This is a genomic window from Bradyrhizobium sp. MI1.11 (genome assembly GCF_055811255.1).
The window spans coordinates 287,114-304,046 of record NZ_JBVVPM010000004.1 but is presented as its reverse complement, the minus strand read 5'-3'; the positions used below and the strand labels follow the sequence as shown (position 1 = coordinate 304,046).

The following is a 16,933-nucleotide window of genomic DNA, read 5'->3' as shown; positions in this document are numbered from 1 at the left end:
AACGTCGCTGCCGTTTCGTCATCTGACACCTCTTGCTGTCTAAGCTATAGGTGTCCACCGATTTAGGGGAGGCTCAGGATTGCTTCGCTGCGCTCGCAATGACGAGGAGAGTGACTAGGCGCTAGCCGCCACGCCCTCGGCCACCGGCCGGAAGTTCGCGAAATCCCAGCCGCGGCCCGGTGCTGCCTCGAGTAAGGCTCTGGTGTAGGCTTCCTTCGGATGCGTCAGCACTTCGGCGGCCGGACCCTGCTCGACGACGCGGCCGTGCTGCATCACCACGACCTCGTCGCAGATCTGCGCTGCGACGCGCAGATCGTGAGTGATGAACAGGATGGCGATGCCGAGCCGCGTCTGGATCTCGTCGAACAGGTCCAGCACCTGCGCCTGCACGGACACGTCGAGGGCGGAGACCGCCTCGTCCGCGACCAGCACGTCGGGATCGAGCGCGAGCGCGCGGGCGATCGCAATGCGCTGACGCTGGCCGCCGGAGAACTGGTGCGGATAGCGCGCGACCGCATCGGCGGGCAGGCCGACCAGCTCGAGCAATTCGCGCGCACGCTTCATTGCGTCGGCATGCGACACGCCGTAATTGATCGGGCCTTCCGCGATGCTTTCGCCGACAGTGACGCGCGGGTTGAGCGAGCGGTAGGGGTCCTGGAATACGATCTGGATCTTCTTCCGATGCGGCTGCAACAGCCGCCGCGAGATGTCCGAGATCTCGCGGCCGGAGAGGCGCACGCCGCCGGAGGTCGGGTCGATCAGGCGGACGATGCAGCGCGCCACGGTCGATTTGCCGGAGCCGCTCTCGCCGACGATGCCGAGCGTGCGGCCCTTGCGCAGCGTCAGCGTGACCTTGTCGGCGGCGACGACTTCGCGGCCTTTACCGAAGAACGCGCGCTCGCGATAGACCTTGCCGAGTTCGTTGGCCTCCAGCACCACCGGTTCCCTGGTCTCAGGCCGCGCCGCGCGCGGCACCAGGCTCGGCACCGCGGAGAGCAGGTTGCGGGTGTATTCCATGGTCGGATTGCGCAGGATGGAATCCAGCGTTCCGGTCTCCACCAGTCGGCCCTGCCGCATCACCGCGACGCGGTCCGCGATTTCGGCGACCACGCCCATGTCATGGGTAATGAACAGCACGGCGGTTCCGTGATCGCGCTGGAGGTCGCGGATCAGGGTCAAAATCTGCTTCTGCGTTGTGACGTCGAGCGCGGTGGTCGGTTCGTCCGCGATGAGCAGCTTCGGTTCGAGCACGAGTGCCATCGCGATCATGATGCGCTGGCGCTGACCGCCGGAGAGTCGGTGAGGGTAGGAGGAAAAGATACGCTCGACCTGGGGCAGGCGCACCTGCTCCATCATGTCGAGGATACGCTTCTTGCGCGCCTTCGCATCGAGTTTGGTGTGCGCGCGCAGGACTTCGTCGATCTGGCGGCCAACCGGCATCACCGGATTGAGCGCCGTCATCGGCTCCTGGAAGATCATCGCCATCCGCGTCGCGCGGAGCTGCCGCAGGCGGCGGTCGGTCGCGGTGAGAATCTCCTCGCCGACCAGCTTGACGCTGCCGCCGGTCGGAATCAGCGTGCCCTTCGGCAGCAGACCCATCGTGGTCAGCGAGGTTACCGACTTGCCCGAGCCGCTTTCGCCGACGAGGCACAGCGTCTCGCGCTCGTGCACCTGGATCGAGATGCCGTCGATGATGTTTGCGGCATTCGGCTTCTTGCCGACGGAGACGACGAGGTTGTTGATGTCGAGGATCGGGCTGGTCATCACTTGATCGGTCATCATTTGCCTTCCCGCTGCTTCATGCGCGGATCGAGTGCGTCGCGGGCGGCATCGCCGATCAAATTAATGCTGAGGATCGCGATCGAGAGCAGCAGGCCCGGCCAGAAGATCAGCGTCGGCTTGAGCTGGAAGTACTGACGACCCTCGGCCATGATGTTGCCCCAGGTCGGCGTTTCCGGCGAGATGCCGGCGCCGAGGAAGGAGAGGATGGCCTCGGTGAGGATCGCGGACGCGCAGACATAACTACCCTGCACGATCAGAGGCGCGATCGTGTTCGGCATCAAATGCCGCCACATGATCTTTGGCAGGGATGAGCCGACCGAGATCGCTGCTTCAACATAGGGCTCTTCGCGCGCCGACAGTACGACCGAGCGCACCAGGCGTGCCACGCGCGGAACTTCAGGGATCGTGATTGCGATCAGCACGGTCCAGAGGCTGGCGCCGGACAGCGACACCACGGCGATTGCCAGCAGGATGCTCGGCATTGCCATCAGGCCGTCCATGATCCGCATCATGACGGAATCGACCAGCTTGAAGAAACCGGAGACCAGGCCGATCGCCAACCCAATGACGATCGACATGATCGCCGAGCCGATGCCGATCAGAAGCGAGATGCGTCCGCCATACATGACGCGCGACAGCAGGTCGCGGCCATAGGCGTCGGTGCCGAGCAGGAATTGCGCCGAAGAGGGCTTCAGCCGCTGCGAGGGCGCAAGCTGGATCGGATCATACGGCGCGATCAAGGGCGCCAGGATCGAGATCAGCACAACCAACGCCAGGCAGATGGTCGCCGCCGCGATGATCGGCGTCGAGGTCAGGAATCCGAAGCGCGGCCGCAGCGGCGACGTGATCGGGATGGACGACTGGGGAAGGGTATCGACCGACATTTTTCGTTGTTATCCTTAGCCCTAGTACCGGATCCGGGGATCGAGCAGCGTGTAGGCGACGTCGATCAGAAGATTGACGACGACATAGATCAAGGACGTCAGCAAAATCATCGCCTGGATCACCGGATAGTCGCGCGCCAGCACCGCATCCACCGTGAGGCGGCCGATGCCGGGGATGTTGAACACGCTCTCGGTGACGACGACCCCGGAGATCAAAAGCGCAAAGCCGGTACCGATCACCGTGATCACGGGCACGGCGGCGTTGCGCAGCGCATGGCGCATCATCACGGCGACTTCGTTGATGCCTTTTGCGCGCGCGGTGCGGACGTAGTCCTCGCCGAGCACGTCGAGCATCGCCGCGCGCGTCATGCGCGCGATCAAAGCGATGTAGATAAAGGACAGCGCACAGGTTGGCAGGATGATGCGCTCGAAGAACGGCCCAAACCCGTTCGAGATGCTGCGGAAGCCCTGCACCGGCACCCAGCGCAGGTCGATCGCGAAGACCTCGATCAGGATGTAGCCGACCACGAACACCGGCACCGAGAAGCCGAGCACGGACAGGCCCATCACGAAGCGGTCGATCCAGGTGCCGTGCTTCCAGGCAGCGATTACACCGAGGGGAACGGCGACGATGACCGCGAGGATGATGGTCGACAACGCGATCGAGATCGACGGCTCGACCCGCTGGCCGATCATCTTCATCACCGGAAGGTTGGAGATGAGCGACGTTCCGAGATCGCCATGCAGCAGCTTGTTCAGCCAGGTGATGAACTGCACGATCAGCGGCTCGTTGAGACCGAGCGAGGTGCGGATGCGCTCGAGCCGCTCCGGCGTGGCGTTGTCGCCGGCAAGAATCGCGGCGGGATCGCCGGGGGTGAGGCGGAGCAGGAGGAAGACGAACAGCGCCACCACGCCCATCACGGGCACGGCGGCGAGAATTCGGCGAAGGAGATATCCGAGCAAGTTGGATCCCGTCAGATTAGAGTCAAATCAGAGGCAGCGGCTGAAGGCTGCGTTCTGCCACCAGCCTAACATTTCAGCAATTCCCATGCCATCCGGGCCACGGTTTTTGCAGTGCGGTCACCTTGTTTTGGTGATCTCACCCCCTTTTGGTGCCGTGGCTCGCGCCATCACTCCAGAGTCGCGAGCAGCCCCGCCATCAGCCGGCCGCGTTCGACCAGACTTTCGACCTCGATATACTCTTCGAGCGTGTGGCCGTTGCCGCCACGCACGCCCAGGCCGTCGAGAGTCGGGATGCCCATTGCGCCGGTGAAATTGCCGTCGGAGCCGCCGCCGGCGCTCGCATGCGGCAGTTCTGCGCCGAGCGATTTGGCGATCCCGCGCGCCTTTTCGTAAAGCGCCATGGTGCCGGCATCGGGCTCCCAGACCGGACGTGTCACGCCGCGCGTCACCTTGAAGGTGACATCATTGGTTGTACCGGAGAGCGCCAGCATCCTCTCGACGCCGCGCTCGAGGTCGGCCTGGCGCTTGGCCATCGAAAGCGCTTCGCCGGTGGCGGTCGTGGCAACGCAATTGACCCATTGCCCCCCGTGCACCACGCCGACCGAAAACGTGCAGTCTTCGCCCGTCATCGCGTCGATGGCGAGGATTTGCCGCGCCATCTCGCGGATAGCAGAGCGGCCCGCCGACAAGGTCGCGCCGGCGTGGCTGGGCCGGCCGGTCGCCTCGAGATTGAAACGCGCAATGGCGTAACGTCCGGTGGTGACGCCGTTGTCAGCGCGGCCGGGCTCGGGGACCAGCACGTATTTGTTGCGCGCGGCTTCCGCCTCGATGATATCGCGCGTGGAGGGTGTGCCGACTTCCTCGTCGGGCGTGAACAGCACGGTGATCGGCAGCGGCGTCGTGAACGAGGCGCGGGCCAGTTGGCGGATCGCTTCCAGCGAAAGATAGTTGCCGCCCTTCATGTCATAGATGCCGGGTCCGTAGCACTTGCTGCCCTCGCGCCGCCATTTCAGCTTCTCGATGGTGCCCGTGGGGTGGACGGTATCCATGTGTCCGGCAATCAGGATGCCGGGCTCGCCTTGCTTCGGATGCGGAAAGCGTGCGCGGATCACGCCGCCAAAGCCCTGACGACCGGCGATGCGCTCGATCGTCGCACCCATGATTGCCATCTCCCGCGCTGCGATATCGAGCATGCGATTCACGGCGTTCGCGTCCCAGGTCGGGCTTTCGCATTCCACCCAGCCGCGCAGACCCTGGAGCATCGCTTCGGAATCGAAGGGAAGATTGGCTGGATTCATCTCAATGTCTCTCCAATGTCTCTTGGGCTTCGGAACATGGAACGCGCATTGCATCGGCGCGGGCAGGCGGAGAGGGTTGTAGAGCCAAACCGGTCCTTGTGGAGCCCGTGCGCGCGCCGCTTGGGCTTGCAGCGAAACCGGATTGACGCGCTCGGCACTGTCTGCAAGTCTCGAAAAGATAAAGGCATTGCATGAGGTTAGTTCGCCTAAAGAACGAACCGGATGCTCAATCAATAACCTGCCTTTGAACAGTTTCACGTCAGGAGAACTTTTTATGTTGAAGTTGATGCGCCGGGGGCCTCGCGCGTTCGCCTCCAAACTTGCGCTGTCGGTCGTCGCGCTTTCGACCGCACTGGCCTCGCCGGTGCTTGCGGCTGGCAAGACCATCACCGCGGTGATGCATTCGGATCTGCGCATCATCGATCCGATCTTCACCACGGCCTACATCACGCGTGACCATGGCTACATGATCTACGACACACTCGTGGCGCCCGATTCGAACTTCAAGATCCAGCCGCAGATGGCGGACTGGAAGATCTCCGACGACAAGCTCACCTACACGTTCACGCTGCGCGACGGCCTGAAGTGGCATGACGGTGCGCCGGTGACGGCGGAGGACTGCGTTGCCTCGCTCAAGCGCTGGGGCGCAGTCGACGGCATGGGCCAGAAACTTTTCGACTTCACCGCGAGCATCGAGGCGACCGATGCCAAGACCATCACGCTGAAGCTGAAGGAGCCCTACGGCCTCGTGCTCGACTCGATCGGCAAGCCGTCCTCCCGCGTTGCCTTCATGATGCCGAAGCGCCTCGCCGAGACGCCGCCGGACAAGCAGATCCCCGAGCAGATCGGCTCGGGTCCTTTCAAGTTCGTGCAGTCGGAATTCCAGCCGGGCGTGAAGGCGGTCTACGTCAAGAACACCGACTACGTGCCACGCAAGGAGCCGTCGAGCTGGACCTCCGGCGGCAAGGTGGTGAAGGTCGACCGCGTCGAGTGGATCACCATGCCGGACTCGCAGACCGCGGTGAACGCGTTGCAGTCGGGCGACATCGACTTTGTGGAAAATCTGCCTTACGACATGCTCCCGTTGCTGGAAGCGAACAAGGAGATCACGATCGAGGTCTCGAACAAGTTCGGTTTCCAGACGCTCGGCCGTATGAACTTCCTTTATCCGCCGTTCGATAATGTCAAAGTGCGCCGTGCTGCCTTTCTGGCGATAAACCAGAAGGACGTTCTCGACGCGCTCGTCGGCAACGCCAAATATCAGAAGATCTGTGGCGCCTTCTTCGTGTGCGATACGCCGTTCGCGACCGAGGCCGGTGCCGAGACCCTCGTGAAGGGCAACGGCATGGCCGAAGCCAAGAAGGCGCTCGCCGAATCCGGCTATGACGGCACCCCGATCGTGATCATGGCCCCCGGCGATGTCACGACGCTGAAGGCACAGCCGATCGTTGCGGCTCAGCTGCTGCGCGAGGCTGGCTTCAAGGTCGACCTGCAAGCGACCGATTGGCAGACGGTGGTGAGCCGCCGCGCCAGCCAGAAGCCTCCGAAGGAGGGCGGCTGGAACATGTTCTTCACCAACTGGGTCGCGGCCGACGTCTCCAACCCGATCGCCAATCTCTCGATCGGCGGTCAGGGCAAGAAGGGCTGGTTTGGCTGGGCCGAGAACGCCAAGATCGAAAAGCTCAAGGACGACTTCGTTCGCGCCGCCTCGCTCGACGATCAGAAGAAGATCGCCGCTGACATCCAGAAGGAAGCCTATGAGCAGGTGATTTACATCCCGCTGGGGCAGTATCTCCTGCCGAGCGGCTGGCGCAAATCGCTGACCGGCGTGCTCGACGGTCCCGCGACCCCGCTGTTCTGGAACGTCGACAAGTCGGAGTAGGGCGAAGGCTCTTCCTTTCGTCCGGATCATCCTGCGGCGCCGCTGTCATCAGCGGCGCCGTTGTCGTTTGTCGATCTTGGTCTGTTGTCGACCTTGCGCCGGCTGAGAAGGCGGAGAATTCAAGCTTTTCCAGTTTCCAATCATTGCTATTTGTTTCCGTCCTGAACTAGATGTGCCGTCCTTGCGCATCACCTTCCTTCCTCCATTTGATTCCAGTGCCGATCGATTTTGCATTCCAGGCGATGGCCGAACGGTCCGATCGCACGCCGGCACGATGGCGCCGGCCATTCCTGCGTTGGCTCGATGGCGTCGAGACGGGCTGGGCGGTGCCGCTTCTCATCGCGGGCTTCGTCGCGATCTGGACACTTTATCTAGCGGTCGCCTATGCCGGCGGCGGTCTGCACCCCGATACGCTGGAGGCCTGGACGCTGGGGCGGCATTTCGCGTGGGGCTATCCCAAGCATCCGCCCTTGACCGGCTGGGTTGCCGCGAGCTGGAGCGCCATTTTTCCGCTCACTGACTGGTCGCTGCAATTGATGGCGATGGCCAATGCCGGGCTTGCGCTGGTCTTCGTCGACCGGATCGCGCGGCAATTCGTGACGGGGCACAAGCGCGTCCTTGTGCTGTTGCTCCTGATGCTGACGCCGGCCTATCAGTTCCATGCCCAGCGCTTCAATGCCAATGCGGTGCTGCTGGCCGTCTGGCCGCTGGCGACTTGGTGCTTCGTCCGCGCATTCGAGACCCGCGCGGCGTCGTGGGCGATCGCCGTGGGATTCACGACGGCGCTGGCCATGGCCGGCAAATATTATTCGATCTTCCTTGTCGCGAGCTTCACGTTTGCCGCGCTGGCGCATCCGGCGCGTCGCGCCTATTTCACTTCCGCCTCGCCCTGGATCTCGGTCGTCGTCGGGCTTGCGGCGCTGTCACCGCATGTTCACTGGCTCGCCACGACCGGGGCGCCGACCTTCACCTACGCGCTGAACCATGCCAACGGCACTGCGGCGAGCTCGCTCGGGGAGGCCAGGAACTTCCTTCTGGGGCTGTTGGCGGCCATCAGTGTGTCATCCGTCACCTGGATGTTGATCGCCGGCACGCGGCTGAAGCAGTTTCCGGACGATTTCGCGGCGATGAATCCGGGCCTGCGGCTCCTCTTTTACGTTGCCGTCGGCACGATTGCGCTGCCGGTTCTGATCTCGCTCGTGATCGGCACCGATCTGCCGTCCCTGTGGGCGTTGCAGGGGTTGTTCCTGTTCGCCATTCTCGTGGTCTGCGGCACAAATTACCCGATCGAGCGCTTTTACACCGTCAACCTCACCTTGGTCGTGGCCGGCGTCGCGCTCACGGCCGTCCTCGTCGCCGCGCCGATCCATGCCGTCTATCGCAACGATCACGGTTACGAAGAGGGGCGCAATTTCTACGCGCAGGCCGCCAGCGAATTGACTCGCGAGTGGCGCGAACTGACGGGCGAGCCGCTCGCCGCCGTTAGCGGCGACGATGCGCTGGCCTTCGCGATGGCCTTCTACAGCCCGGACCACCCGCACTACGCCCAGCCGTTCGAGGATCAATCTCCCGGAGGCTTGCCGCGCAAGACGACGCTGGACCGCGGCTGGGCCGCGCTCTGTTTCCGCGATCAGGATGATTGCAGCCGGTGGATGGACGGGGTGGCCGGGCGGGCCGGGCACTTCGTCAGGCGGGAATTTATCGTACAGGCGCAGCTATGGGGCCGGCCCGGTCTCACGCGGGACGTGGTTGTGCTGATGGTGCCGCCCCGTGAAGGCCGCGCGGCACCCGAGGGCGTTGCGGACGATTTCAGCGCCAACAGGCGCGCAACGGAATAGACGTGTTGCTCAACAGTGGCTGTCGCGGACCCGCTCGAGCCCTTCACTCGCGAATGGCACGGTGACGGCGGTCTTTTCAACGCTCGACGGCGTGCGTTCCGTCTTCGCCCGCTCCGTGGCGTCGTGGTCTTTACGGGGTTTCGGTTCCATTGAAGCGCCTTTTCAGATTGTTGCAGTACAACATCGAGAGCGCCGCGAAGTTCCTCACCCGATGGCGCGATGATGCGGCTTGAACAGCCGTCCTCTCTCCACCACCAGCACGATCGCGAGCGCGGCGAGTGACGACACGAAGAAGCCGACCGAGAACGGCAGCAGCGTGCCGTCGAAGCTTTGTCCGATCGCCATGCCGACGACGATGCCGATAAGCGTGGTGATCGAGCCGTAGAGCGAGGACGCCGTGCCGGCGATGTGGCCCTGCGGCTCCATGGCGAGTGCGGTGAAGTTGGCGACCATCATGCCGAACGAGAACATCATCAGCGCCGAGAGCACCATGAACAGGGGAAGCGGCAACGCGCCGAGGCTTTCGGTCAGCAGCATCACGCCGGCCACCGCGGTGTAGAGCGTCAGCGCGCCGTGCGAGATCACGCGCATGCCGAGGGTCCCGACGAATCGCGCATTGAGAAAGCCGGCAATGGCGGTGCCGGCTGCGATCGCGGCGAAGGCGAGCGGAAAATAATGGCCGAGGTGATAGATGCCGACAAAAACCTGCTGGGCCGAAAACACGTAGGCGAACAGCGCACCCATGACGCTTCCGGCGGCGAGCGCGTAGCCGAGGGTTTGGCGATTGGTCACGGTCTGCCAGTAGGCCGTGAGCACGTCGGCCGGCGCGAGCGACCTGCGTTCGCTCTCAGGCAGGGTCTCTGGAAGCCGCAGCACGGACCATGCAAGCGCGAGCAGCCCGTACAGCATCAGCACGACGAAGATGCCGCGCCATTGCGTCACCAGCAGCACCGCCTGTCCGAACGAGGGGGCGATCACGGGGACGGCGATGAAGATCATCATCGCAAGCGACATCACGCTCGCCATGCGGCGGCCGACATAGCAGTCGCGCACGATCGAGGTCGCGATCACGCGCGTCGCCGAGGTGCCGAAGCCCTGCAGTGCGCGCGCCAGCAGCAGCGTCTCGAACGACGGCGCGGCGATCGCCAGCACGCTCGCCACCGCATAGACCGCCATCCCGCCGAGCAGCACCGGGCGGCGGCCGAAACGATCCGACAGCGGACCCATGACGAACTGCCCCGCGCCAAAGCCGATCAGGAAGGTCGACAGCACCAGCTGAAGATGGTTGGCGACGGGGATATTGAAGGCCGACCCGATGTTGGGCAGCGCCGGGAGCATCATGTCCATCGCAAGCGGATTCAGCGCCATGATCGACGCGATCACGATGACGAATTCGGGGAAACCCATCGGCCGGTGTCCCGAGGACACCCAATCGTCGGCATTGACGTCGGACAAGCAGCTCACCTCTGATTTGAGGCCCCTGTCTATCTTCAATGCTGCGTTGCACAAGCGACGTTTCGGGATAGCTGGCAGGCGGTGCAGGAGCGGACAACATTGACGAGGTATCAGCGCTCGGGGCCGCGGCGATCGGCGGGATCGTCCGCGCGTCTCTCGTGGTGCGGGCAGCCGGGGTCGAACCGGCACAGCGCTTGCGCACCGAGGGATTTTAAGTCCCTTGCGTCTACCAATTCCGCCATGCCCGCTTGATCCAACGAGATCAATCACTTAAGTCCCTTGCCGGCCGTCTGGAATTGGCGTTTGCAGGCCGGAGGGGCGGTTCTTCCTTAGGCGAGCCGGCCGCACAAGGCAAAGCCTCAATCCGGACATCTGTTGTTGCTTTAGGCATTCTCAATCCACGGGGACTATTCATCCGGCATGGCTGCTTTGATCCGATATCGCCTGCGCACGTGCTGCGTGGCCGTCGCGCTGCTCGCGGCCGGCTTCGCACTGTCCGGCTGCGCAGGCATCAGCGAGACGGTCGCTCCGGCCTTTGCCGATCCTGCCAGGTACGAATTGTACGATTGCAAGCTGCTCGAAGCCGAGCGCAAGGGGCTCGCTAACCGCACCGCTGATTTACAGAGGCTGATGGACAAGGCACAGACCGGCGCGGGCGGCGCCGTCGTGTCGGAGCTTGCCTATCGCAATGACTACGTCGCGGTGCGCGGGCACGCGCAGATGGCCGATGACGCTTGGCGCCGCAACAAGTGCCGGGAAACGCCCCCCGAGGCGACGCCCGCCGCTGCGCCGGCGCCCGCAGCCAATCCTGGCCCGATCAAGCCTGCCCCGAAATCGACAAGAGCAGTGCGCTGAAACCGGCGCCTCGCATCAGGGTCGCCAGCCGTAAATCCAGTGCTGCCGTGCCAGCATGCGTTCCGGGCCGAGGGCGCGCACCGCAAGATCGCGCGCGAACGCGAGCGGCCCAGTGAAATGATAGATGCGGCCCTGCTGCCGCGCGGTCCGCTGCACCCGCCGGACGCGCGCCTGGCGCGTACGGCCGTATTGTCTCAGCGCAGCTGTGATGCCCGCGGTGCTGTCGGCGACCTCAAGGCTCAAATGCTGCGCGAGCACCGCGGCGTCCTCGATCGCCATGCCGGCGCCCTGGGCTGCAAACGGCAGCATCGCATGCACGGCGTCGCCGAGCAGCGCGACCGGGCCGTTGCTCCAGGGGCAGTCGTCAGGCACGCCGAACAGCGCCCATTTCCGCCAGCTATCGACCGTGGCGAGCATCATGCGCGCCGCTGGCGGCCAGCGCGGCGCGGCGAAGGCGTCCATCACCTCGCGCGGATCGCCGGGCGTGCTCCAGCCCGGTCTATTCCAGGTGCCCGGCAGCACCGCGACCACGTTGATCTGGCGTCCGCCCGCGATCGGGTAGGCGACGAGATGGGCGTTCGGGCCCATCCAGAGCTGGACCCGGCGCGCGGTGTAGTCCTTCGGCAGTTGCGTGGCGTCGAGCGTGCCGCGCCAGGCGATCAGCCCCGAGAAGCGCGGCTGCACCTCGGGAAACAGATGCTGGCGCACTGTCGACCAGATGCCGTCGGCGCCGATCAGCGCACTGGCGAGATCGCTGCGCCGGATCGTGCCGCTGCGATGGACGACCGTCAGCCCCTTGGCGTGAGGCGCGACGTCTTCGAAGGTCGCGCCGAGTTTCAGGTCGATATCGGAATGGTCGGAGACTGCGCCGGCGAGTGCGGATTGCAAATCGGCGCGGTGCACCACCCAATAGGGGGCGCCGGCGCGCGCGGCGGCGGCTTCTCCCAGCGGCATGCGCAACAGCTCGCCGCCGGCCCGCGCGCTCATGATCGAGACCGCCTCCGGGATCACGGCGCGCAGCTTGAGGCGCTCGGTAAGGCCGAGCTCGACCAGCACGCGGCTGGCATTGGGAGAAAGTTGCAGACCGGCGCCGACTTCCTCGAGCCGCTCGGCCTTTTCCAGCACGACGATGCGGAAGCCGCGTGCCGCGAGCGCAAGCGCAGCCGTCAGTCCACCTATGCCGGCACCGGCGATGACAATCGTTCGGGAGAGCGCCACCCCTGACCGATGGAAGCGATCAGGCCACCTTGTCCTTCAGGACGCATTCCGGCGGACGGGCTTCGCCCGCCTTCAGGTCGGCGGCGAAACGGTACAGCGTCGAGCAGTAGGGGCAGATGATCTCGTTGTCGTTGCCGAGGTCGAGGAAGACGTGCGGATGATCGAACGGAGGGTTGGCGCCCACGCACATGAACTCTTGCGAGCCGATTTCGATGACGGGGACACCGGCATCGTTGTGGAAGTGCGGGACGACATGGTCGGACATCGTACTCATCCTGGAGTGGCAATGGCGGCAGACACAATCACGACTGACGCGGCATTATTAAGGCGCCGCGGACCATACTGGCGGGTGTGGATGATTGCTAGTCCAGCGGAACCGAAAGCTCCGCAATGCCCCATGCTCATTTGCTCATGCAAATTCGACACAATCTTGCGGCCTGAGAGAAGCCCTTCTTTCGTCGGGGACGTTGTGTCGCAATTTTGGCATACTATGTCTGTGGACGAGCGTAATTGCGACGAAAGACCAACCGTTAGGCGTCAACGATCTCAGGACCGTCCAGGCTCTCCGCATGAAGTGGTTGCGAATCAGCACAGCGTTGACCGGTATCGTGGCTTGCGGCTTCATGCTCGCGCAGGTAGCACCGCCTGCCCGCGAGGCCGGGGCGATTCTGGCCGCCCAGGACGATCCCGCCGCGCTCTCCGAGATCAAGCTCGACGCGCTGCTGCGGCACAATGACCGCATGATTCAGGACAACATCGAGGCCGCGCTCGCGTCGGGCGATGCCGATCTCGCCGACAGTTTTGTCGCGCTGGCGCGCGACCGCAACATCGCGCTGCCTGACGACCTCCTGAGCCGTGTCAGCGACGCGGTCAAAGCCGAAAATTCCACCTCGCATGTCGCAAAACGGTTTGCCACGGGTCTCGTCACCGGCAACGCGGACGATGTTGCGAGCCTGTCGGGGACCGTGGCCGGCGATCTCTTCGTCATCGGCGACATCAGGGATGTCGTGCGCGAGGGCAAGCACCTCGCCATGGGCGAGGAGACCGATCGCCTGGTGCTGGGCCTTGCGGCCGCGGGTCTCGCGGTCACGGCCGTGACCTACGTCTCTGTCGGCGGTGCCGCGCCGGTTCGCGCCGGGCTGACGCTGGTGAAGGACGCGCGCAAGGTGGGCCGGCTCGGCGAGGGACTGGCGGCATGGGCCGGCCGGTCCGCGCGCGAGGTCGTCGATACCCCGATGCTCCAGAATGCGGTTGCCTCCGGCTCGGTGCTGCGGCCGGGCCAGACCTTGAGCGCGATCAAGGCCGCGTTCCGCGCCGAGAAGGCCGGCGCGCTGGTTCGGCTCGGCAAGGATGTCACGCGCGTCGTCGAGAAGACCGGCACGCGCGGCGCGATGGATAGCTTGCGCATCGCCGAAGGTCCGAAGGACGTCGCACGCGCGGCGCGGCTCGCGGAAGCGCAGGGCGGCAAGACGCGCGCGATCCTGAAGCTGCTCGGCCGCGGCGCACTCCTGTTGATCGGTGGGGCGTTCAATCTTGCACTCTGGCTGTTCGGTGCGGCCCTGACGCTGTTCGGCCTGTTGTCCTCGATCAAGGCGACGACTGAGCGCCTGACCCAGGCTTGGTGCGATCGCAGACGGGCGCGGCGACTTCGCCAGGCCCGGATCGCCGCCGAAGCCGTCCTGGCAAGCGCTGCCGTCACGGCCTAAGATACCTCTTCCCCTCAAGATTGCGGAACTGATGATGCCGAGCTTTCACAACGGCGCCGTTGAAATTGCCTATCTCGACGAAGGCGAGGGCGATCCGATCATCCTGGTGCACGGCTTTGCCTCCAGCAAGAACGTGAACTGGGTCTATCCGACCTGGGTCTCGGAGCTGCGCAAGAACGGCCGCCGCGTCATTGCGCTCGACAATCGCGGCCATGGCGAAAGCGCAAAGCTCTACGAGCCCGCGCAGTACTCGATCCCGACCATGGCCGGCGACGTGCTCGCGCTGATGGATCACCTTGCCATCCCGCAGGCCGATCTCATGGGCTATTCGATGGGCGGACGGATGACGGCCTGGCTCTCCCTCAACGAGCCGCAGCGCCTGCGTTCGGCAATCCTCGGCGGCATCGGCATCGGCGGCCTGATCGAGGGCACCGGGCCGGGCGAGAACGTCGCGAAGGCGCTGGAAGCGCCCGCGCTCGACGACGTCACCGATCCCGTCGGGCGCACCTTTCGTGCTTTTGCAGACCAAACCCGTTCCGACCGCAAGGCGCTGGCCGCCTGCCTGCGCGGCACGCGCGACCTCATGACGAAAGAGCAGGCCGCACGCATCGACGTGCCCGTGCTGATCGCGGTCGGTTCGACCGACGACGTCGCGGGATCGGCCAGCGCGCTCGGCGCGATCATCCCGGGTTCGGAAGTGCTCGACATTCCGAACCGCGATCACATGCGCGCAGTCGGCGACAAGGTCTACAAGACCGGCGTGCTGGATTTCCTCTCACGCAGGAGCTGAGGCGATGAGGCGGTTTCAGCTATCCTGAAATGTCTCGTTACAATGGGCCATCCACTCCCTTCGGGGCAACCGTCCATTCCTCTACGCAGGCACCGGGGTTCGCTAAGCGCGCATATGAGACTCAGCTCAAAGCCACAGCCTTATCCAGGTCAATCGGATACTTGCAATTCCGATCCGTCCAACTGCGCACGGCCTCCGTCGGCGCGTCGCGCAGCCCGGTAACGGCCGGGCGACTGACCAATGTGCCGGTGAAACAACTTCGAAAACGCCGCTGCAGTCTCGTAACCGACCCGGTTGGCAATCCGTGCGATCGGCTCGTCGCTGGTTTCGAGCAGGAACGCCGCCTCCGTCATCCGGCGTTCGATCACATAACGTTGCATGGGCTGGCCCACGAGCCTGGTGAAGCGCGCCGAAAATGCCGAGCGGCCGAGCCCGACGCGACGGCCAAGGTCGCTCAGCGTCCAAAGCTGCTCCGGACTTTCGTGAATCAGCTTCAGCGCGGGTCCGATATGGGGGTCAGAAATGGCCCCGATCCAGCCGCCTTGTCCGGGGCTGAGAGACGCGATCCAGCTTCGCAGCACCTCGACGAAGAGCACTTCCGTCAGTCGTGAAAGCGCGACGCCTTGGCCAGGACGCTCGAGCGCGGACTCGCTCATCATGCGGCGCAGGATGGCTTCAAGCCAACCACGGTCCGACGTCGGCTTCAGCAAGAGCACGGGTGGAAGCAACTCCAGCACGCTGCCAAACGTCGGCCGCGACACCGTGAAATTGCCGCAGAGCATGGTCGAGAGCGGCTTTGCACGGCTGCCGTGGCGAAGGAAGCCGAGGCGTGGCGACGACCGTTCGATATCCACGATGCGCAAAGGCTCGGCCCGGCGATCCGAATAAAACACATGGGGCTCGCCACGTGTGATGACGACAAAATCGCCCCCGGTGATCTGGATTTCCTCTCCCTGTTCGAGCGCGAGGGTCGCTGAACCTTGGCTGAGATAGTGAAACAGGGCGTAGGGGCGCGCCGGCAACTCAAGATGCCAGGGATGGCCGAGCTCGAAGTGAAAGAGCAGCGTCCCGCCGAGACGAACCCGATCGAGCACCTGGGTAAGTATATCCATCCACCGAGACTAGATCCATGGACGATCGGACACAAGACGCGGACGATTGGTCCCTATCGTCCGATAAGTCCATGGAATAGGTCATGCCACGGCGGGCCGACGCGACGTGCGGCAACCATTTCGCCAACGGCAGATGGAAGAACCGCGACCTTGCTGGAAACGCCTGTCCATTCCCCCGGACTGTGTTCGTCCGACATACCAACAGGAACAATCAATGCTAAATTTCCTACTTTCAGCAGCCGCCGTACTCCTGGCCGGATCGACAATGGTCGGGCCCGCCCGTTCCGCCGAACTGCCCAAGGGGGCAGCCCACAATATCGTGCTCGTGCACGGCGCCTTTGTAGACCAGACGAGCTGGCAGCCGGTTGCCGATATTCTCACGAAGAAAGGCTACAACGTCACGCTCGTCGAAAATCCACTCACTTCGCTCGCCGCCGACGTCGATGCGACCAAACAGGCGCTCGCGAAGCAAGCCGGCAGGACCGTTCTGGTCGGCCACTCATGGGGCGGCGTGGTGATCACGCAAGCCGGCAACGATCCCAAGGTTTCGGCGCTGGTTTATGTGTCCGCCTTTGCGCCGGAGATCGGTGAATCCCTGGCGTCGCTGACGAAGGCCGGTCCGCCGACCGAAGGCGGCAAGGCGATCCACCCCGATGCGAAGGGCAATCTGTACATCGATCCAAAGGTGTTTCCGTCAGCCGTCGCGGCTGACCTTCCTCCGGAGATCGCCGCGCACCTGGCCAACTCGCAGCTTCCGCTGAACCACGTTGCGTTCGAAGCTCCGGTCGACGTTGCGGCCTGGCATGACAAGCCGAATTTCTACGTCATCAGCACGAAGGACAAAGTCCTCGCGCCCGAGGCCCAGAAGTCGTTCGCAGCCAGGATCCATGCTCAGACGACGGAAGTCGCCGGCAGCCATGCCTCGCTCGTCGTCCATGCGAAGCAGGTCGCTGAGGTGATCGAAAAAGCGGCCCTCGCGAAGTGACGGTGCCGCTCCCGGCGCTTTGGCGCCGGGAGCCCGCACGCTTCCGCTCGACCATTTGAGCCAGGCATCCGGAGAATGACATTACCCAACTCGACATGGCGACTGGATGCACAGCTTGCAGCAGTTACGGAGGACCAATGACAATCGCTAAAGTCGAGGTCGAGC

Annotated in this window: 14 protein-coding genes and 1 tRNA gene; 6 read left to right on the top strand and 9 right to left on the bottom strand. The window is 64.2% G+C overall.

The features are described from left to right. Positions 1–114 precede the first annotated feature (114 nt). The 4 genes from AC0L30_RS06690 to AC0L30_RS06675 form a co-directional block, all read right to left on the bottom strand. On the bottom strand, positions 115–1,764 hold the full coding sequence (locus tag AC0L30_RS06690) for an ABC transporter ATP-binding protein (protein ID WP_219683863.1): 1,650 nt from the start codon (positions 1,762–1,764) through the stop codon (positions 115–117). Positions 1,765–1,778: 14 nt separating this feature from the next. Continuing rightward, complete coding sequence (locus AC0L30_RS06685; protein ID WP_007602531.1) at positions 1,779–2,666, bottom strand: ABC transporter permease; 888 nt, start codon at positions 2,664–2,666, stop codon at positions 1,779–1,781. A gap of 21 nt (positions 2,667–2,687) precedes the next feature. Beyond that, a complete protein-coding gene (locus AC0L30_RS06680; RefSeq protein ID WP_007602533.1) occupies positions 2,688–3,629 on the bottom strand; it encodes an ABC transporter permease in 942 nt (313 codons plus the stop codon). Between the two features lie 167 nt (positions 3,630–3,796). Then, positions 3,797–4,927 carry a M20/M25/M40 family metallo-hydrolase gene (locus AC0L30_RS06675; protein WP_473404054.1) on the bottom strand — a complete coding sequence of 377 codons (1,131 nt, stop codon included), beginning with the start codon at positions 4,925–4,927 and terminating at the stop codon, positions 3,797–3,799. A gap of 274 nt (positions 4,928–5,201) precedes the next feature. Here AC0L30_RS06675 and AC0L30_RS06670 point away from each other — a divergent pair, with 274 nt between their 5' ends. Both AC0L30_RS06670 and AC0L30_RS06665 read left to right on the top strand, forming a co-directional pair. Beyond that, positions 5,202–6,809 (top strand): ABC transporter substrate-binding protein, encoded by a 1,608-nt coding sequence (locus tag AC0L30_RS06670; RefSeq protein ID WP_473404053.1) that lies wholly within the window; start codon positions 5,202–5,204, stop codon positions 6,807–6,809. 206 nt (positions 6,810–7,015) lie between these two features. Beyond that, complete coding sequence (locus AC0L30_RS06665) at positions 7,016–8,647, top strand: glycosyltransferase family 39 protein (RefSeq protein WP_473404052.1); 1,632 nt, start codon at positions 7,016–7,018, stop codon at positions 8,645–8,647. A gap of 204 nt (positions 8,648–8,851) precedes the next feature. On the opposite strand, the gene AC0L30_RS06660 is transcribed toward AC0L30_RS06665, so the two are convergent. Together AC0L30_RS06660 and AC0L30_RS06655 are read right to left on the bottom strand one after the other, a co-directional pair. Continuing rightward, positions 8,852–10,102, bottom strand: a complete 1,251-nt coding sequence (locus tag AC0L30_RS06660; protein ID WP_473404051.1) for a multidrug effflux MFS transporter — start codon at positions 10,100–10,102, stop codon at positions 8,852–8,854. A gap of 159 nt (positions 10,103–10,261) precedes the next feature. Next, a tRNA-Leu gene (locus AC0L30_RS06655) sits at positions 10,262–10,350 on the bottom strand. A 172-nt stretch (positions 10,351–10,522) separates the two neighbouring features. On the opposite strand from AC0L30_RS06655, the gene AC0L30_RS06650 reads away from it, so the two are divergent. Beyond that, positions 10,523–10,957, top strand: coding sequence for a hypothetical protein (locus tag AC0L30_RS06650; protein ID WP_007602541.1), 435 nt, complete (start codon positions 10,523–10,525; stop codon positions 10,955–10,957). Positions 10,958–10,972: 15 nt separating this feature from the next. Here AC0L30_RS06650 and AC0L30_RS06645 read toward each other — a convergent pair whose 3' ends face one another. Both AC0L30_RS06645 and AC0L30_RS06640 read right to left on the bottom strand, forming a co-directional pair. Beyond that, positions 10,973–12,175, bottom strand: coding sequence for an FAD-dependent monooxygenase (locus AC0L30_RS06645; RefSeq protein ID WP_473404050.1), 1,203 nt, complete (start codon positions 12,173–12,175; stop codon positions 10,973–10,975). Between the two features lie 19 nt (positions 12,176–12,194). Then, positions 12,195–12,440, bottom strand: a complete 246-nt coding sequence (locus tag AC0L30_RS06640) for a zinc-finger domain-containing protein (protein WP_007602543.1) — start codon at positions 12,438–12,440, stop codon at positions 12,195–12,197. A gap of 304 nt (positions 12,441–12,744) precedes the next feature. Between AC0L30_RS06640 and AC0L30_RS06635 the strand changes: the two genes are divergently transcribed. Together AC0L30_RS06635 and AC0L30_RS06630 are read left to right on the top strand one after the other, a co-directional pair. Beyond that, entirely contained in the window at positions 12,745–13,881 is a 1,137-nt protein-coding gene (locus AC0L30_RS06635) for a hypothetical protein (protein ID WP_007602544.1), read from the top strand. A 34-nt stretch (positions 13,882–13,915) separates the two neighbouring features. Next, positions 13,916–14,671 carry an alpha/beta fold hydrolase gene (locus tag AC0L30_RS06630; RefSeq protein ID WP_473404049.1) on the top strand — a complete coding sequence of 252 codons (756 nt, stop codon included), beginning with the start codon at positions 13,916–13,918 and terminating at the stop codon, positions 14,669–14,671. Between the two features lie 149 nt (positions 14,672–14,820). Here the strand turns inward: AC0L30_RS06630 and AC0L30_RS06625 are convergent, their stop codons facing one another. Then, positions 14,821–15,783, bottom strand: coding sequence for an AraC family transcriptional regulator (locus AC0L30_RS06625; protein ID WP_007602546.1), 963 nt, complete (start codon positions 15,781–15,783; stop codon positions 14,821–14,823). A 214-nt stretch (positions 15,784–15,997) separates the two neighbouring features. Here AC0L30_RS06625 and AC0L30_RS06620 point away from each other — a divergent pair, with 214 nt between their 5' ends. Continuing rightward, complete coding sequence (locus AC0L30_RS06620; RefSeq protein ID WP_473256057.1) at positions 15,998–16,768, top strand: alpha/beta fold hydrolase; 771 nt, start codon at positions 15,998–16,000, stop codon at positions 16,766–16,768. Positions 16,769–16,933: the final 165 nt, after the last annotated feature.

Bases quoted from the DNA above. Each gene is read 5' to 3' on its own strand.
- AC0L30_RS06690 (WP_219683863.1), bottom strand. From the start codon at position 1,764: ATGACCAGCCCGATCCTCGACATCAACAACCTCGTCGTCTCCGTCGGC.
- AC0L30_RS06685 (WP_007602531.1), bottom strand. From the start codon at position 2,666: ATGTCGGTCGATACCCTTCCCCAGTCGTCCATCCCGATCACGTCGCCG.
- AC0L30_RS06675 (WP_473404054.1), bottom strand. From the start codon at position 4,927: ATGAATCCAGCCAATCTTCCCTTCGATTCCGAAGCGATGCTCCAGGGT.
- AC0L30_RS06670 (WP_473404053.1), top strand. From the start codon at position 5,202: ATGTTGAAGTTGATGCGCCGGGGGCCTCGCGCGTTCGCCTCCAAACTT.
- AC0L30_RS06650 (WP_007602541.1), top strand. From the start codon at position 10,523: ATGGCTGCTTTGATCCGATATCGCCTGCGCACGTGCTGCGTGGCCGTC.
- AC0L30_RS06640 (WP_007602543.1), bottom strand. From the start codon at position 12,440: ATGTCCGACCATGTCGTCCCGCACTTCCACAACGATGCCGGTGTCCCC.
- AC0L30_RS06635 (WP_007602544.1), top strand. From the start codon at position 12,745: ATGAAGTGGTTGCGAATCAGCACAGCGTTGACCGGTATCGTGGCTTGC.
- AC0L30_RS06630 (WP_473404049.1), top strand. From the start codon at position 13,916: ATGCCGAGCTTTCACAACGGCGCCGTTGAAATTGCCTATCTCGACGAA.
- AC0L30_RS06625 (WP_007602546.1), bottom strand. From the start codon at position 15,783: ATGGATATACTTACCCAGGTGCTCGATCGGGTTCGTCTCGGCGGGACG.
- AC0L30_RS06620 (WP_473256057.1), top strand. From the start codon at position 15,998: ATGCTAAATTTCCTACTTTCAGCAGCCGCCGTACTCCTGGCCGGATCG.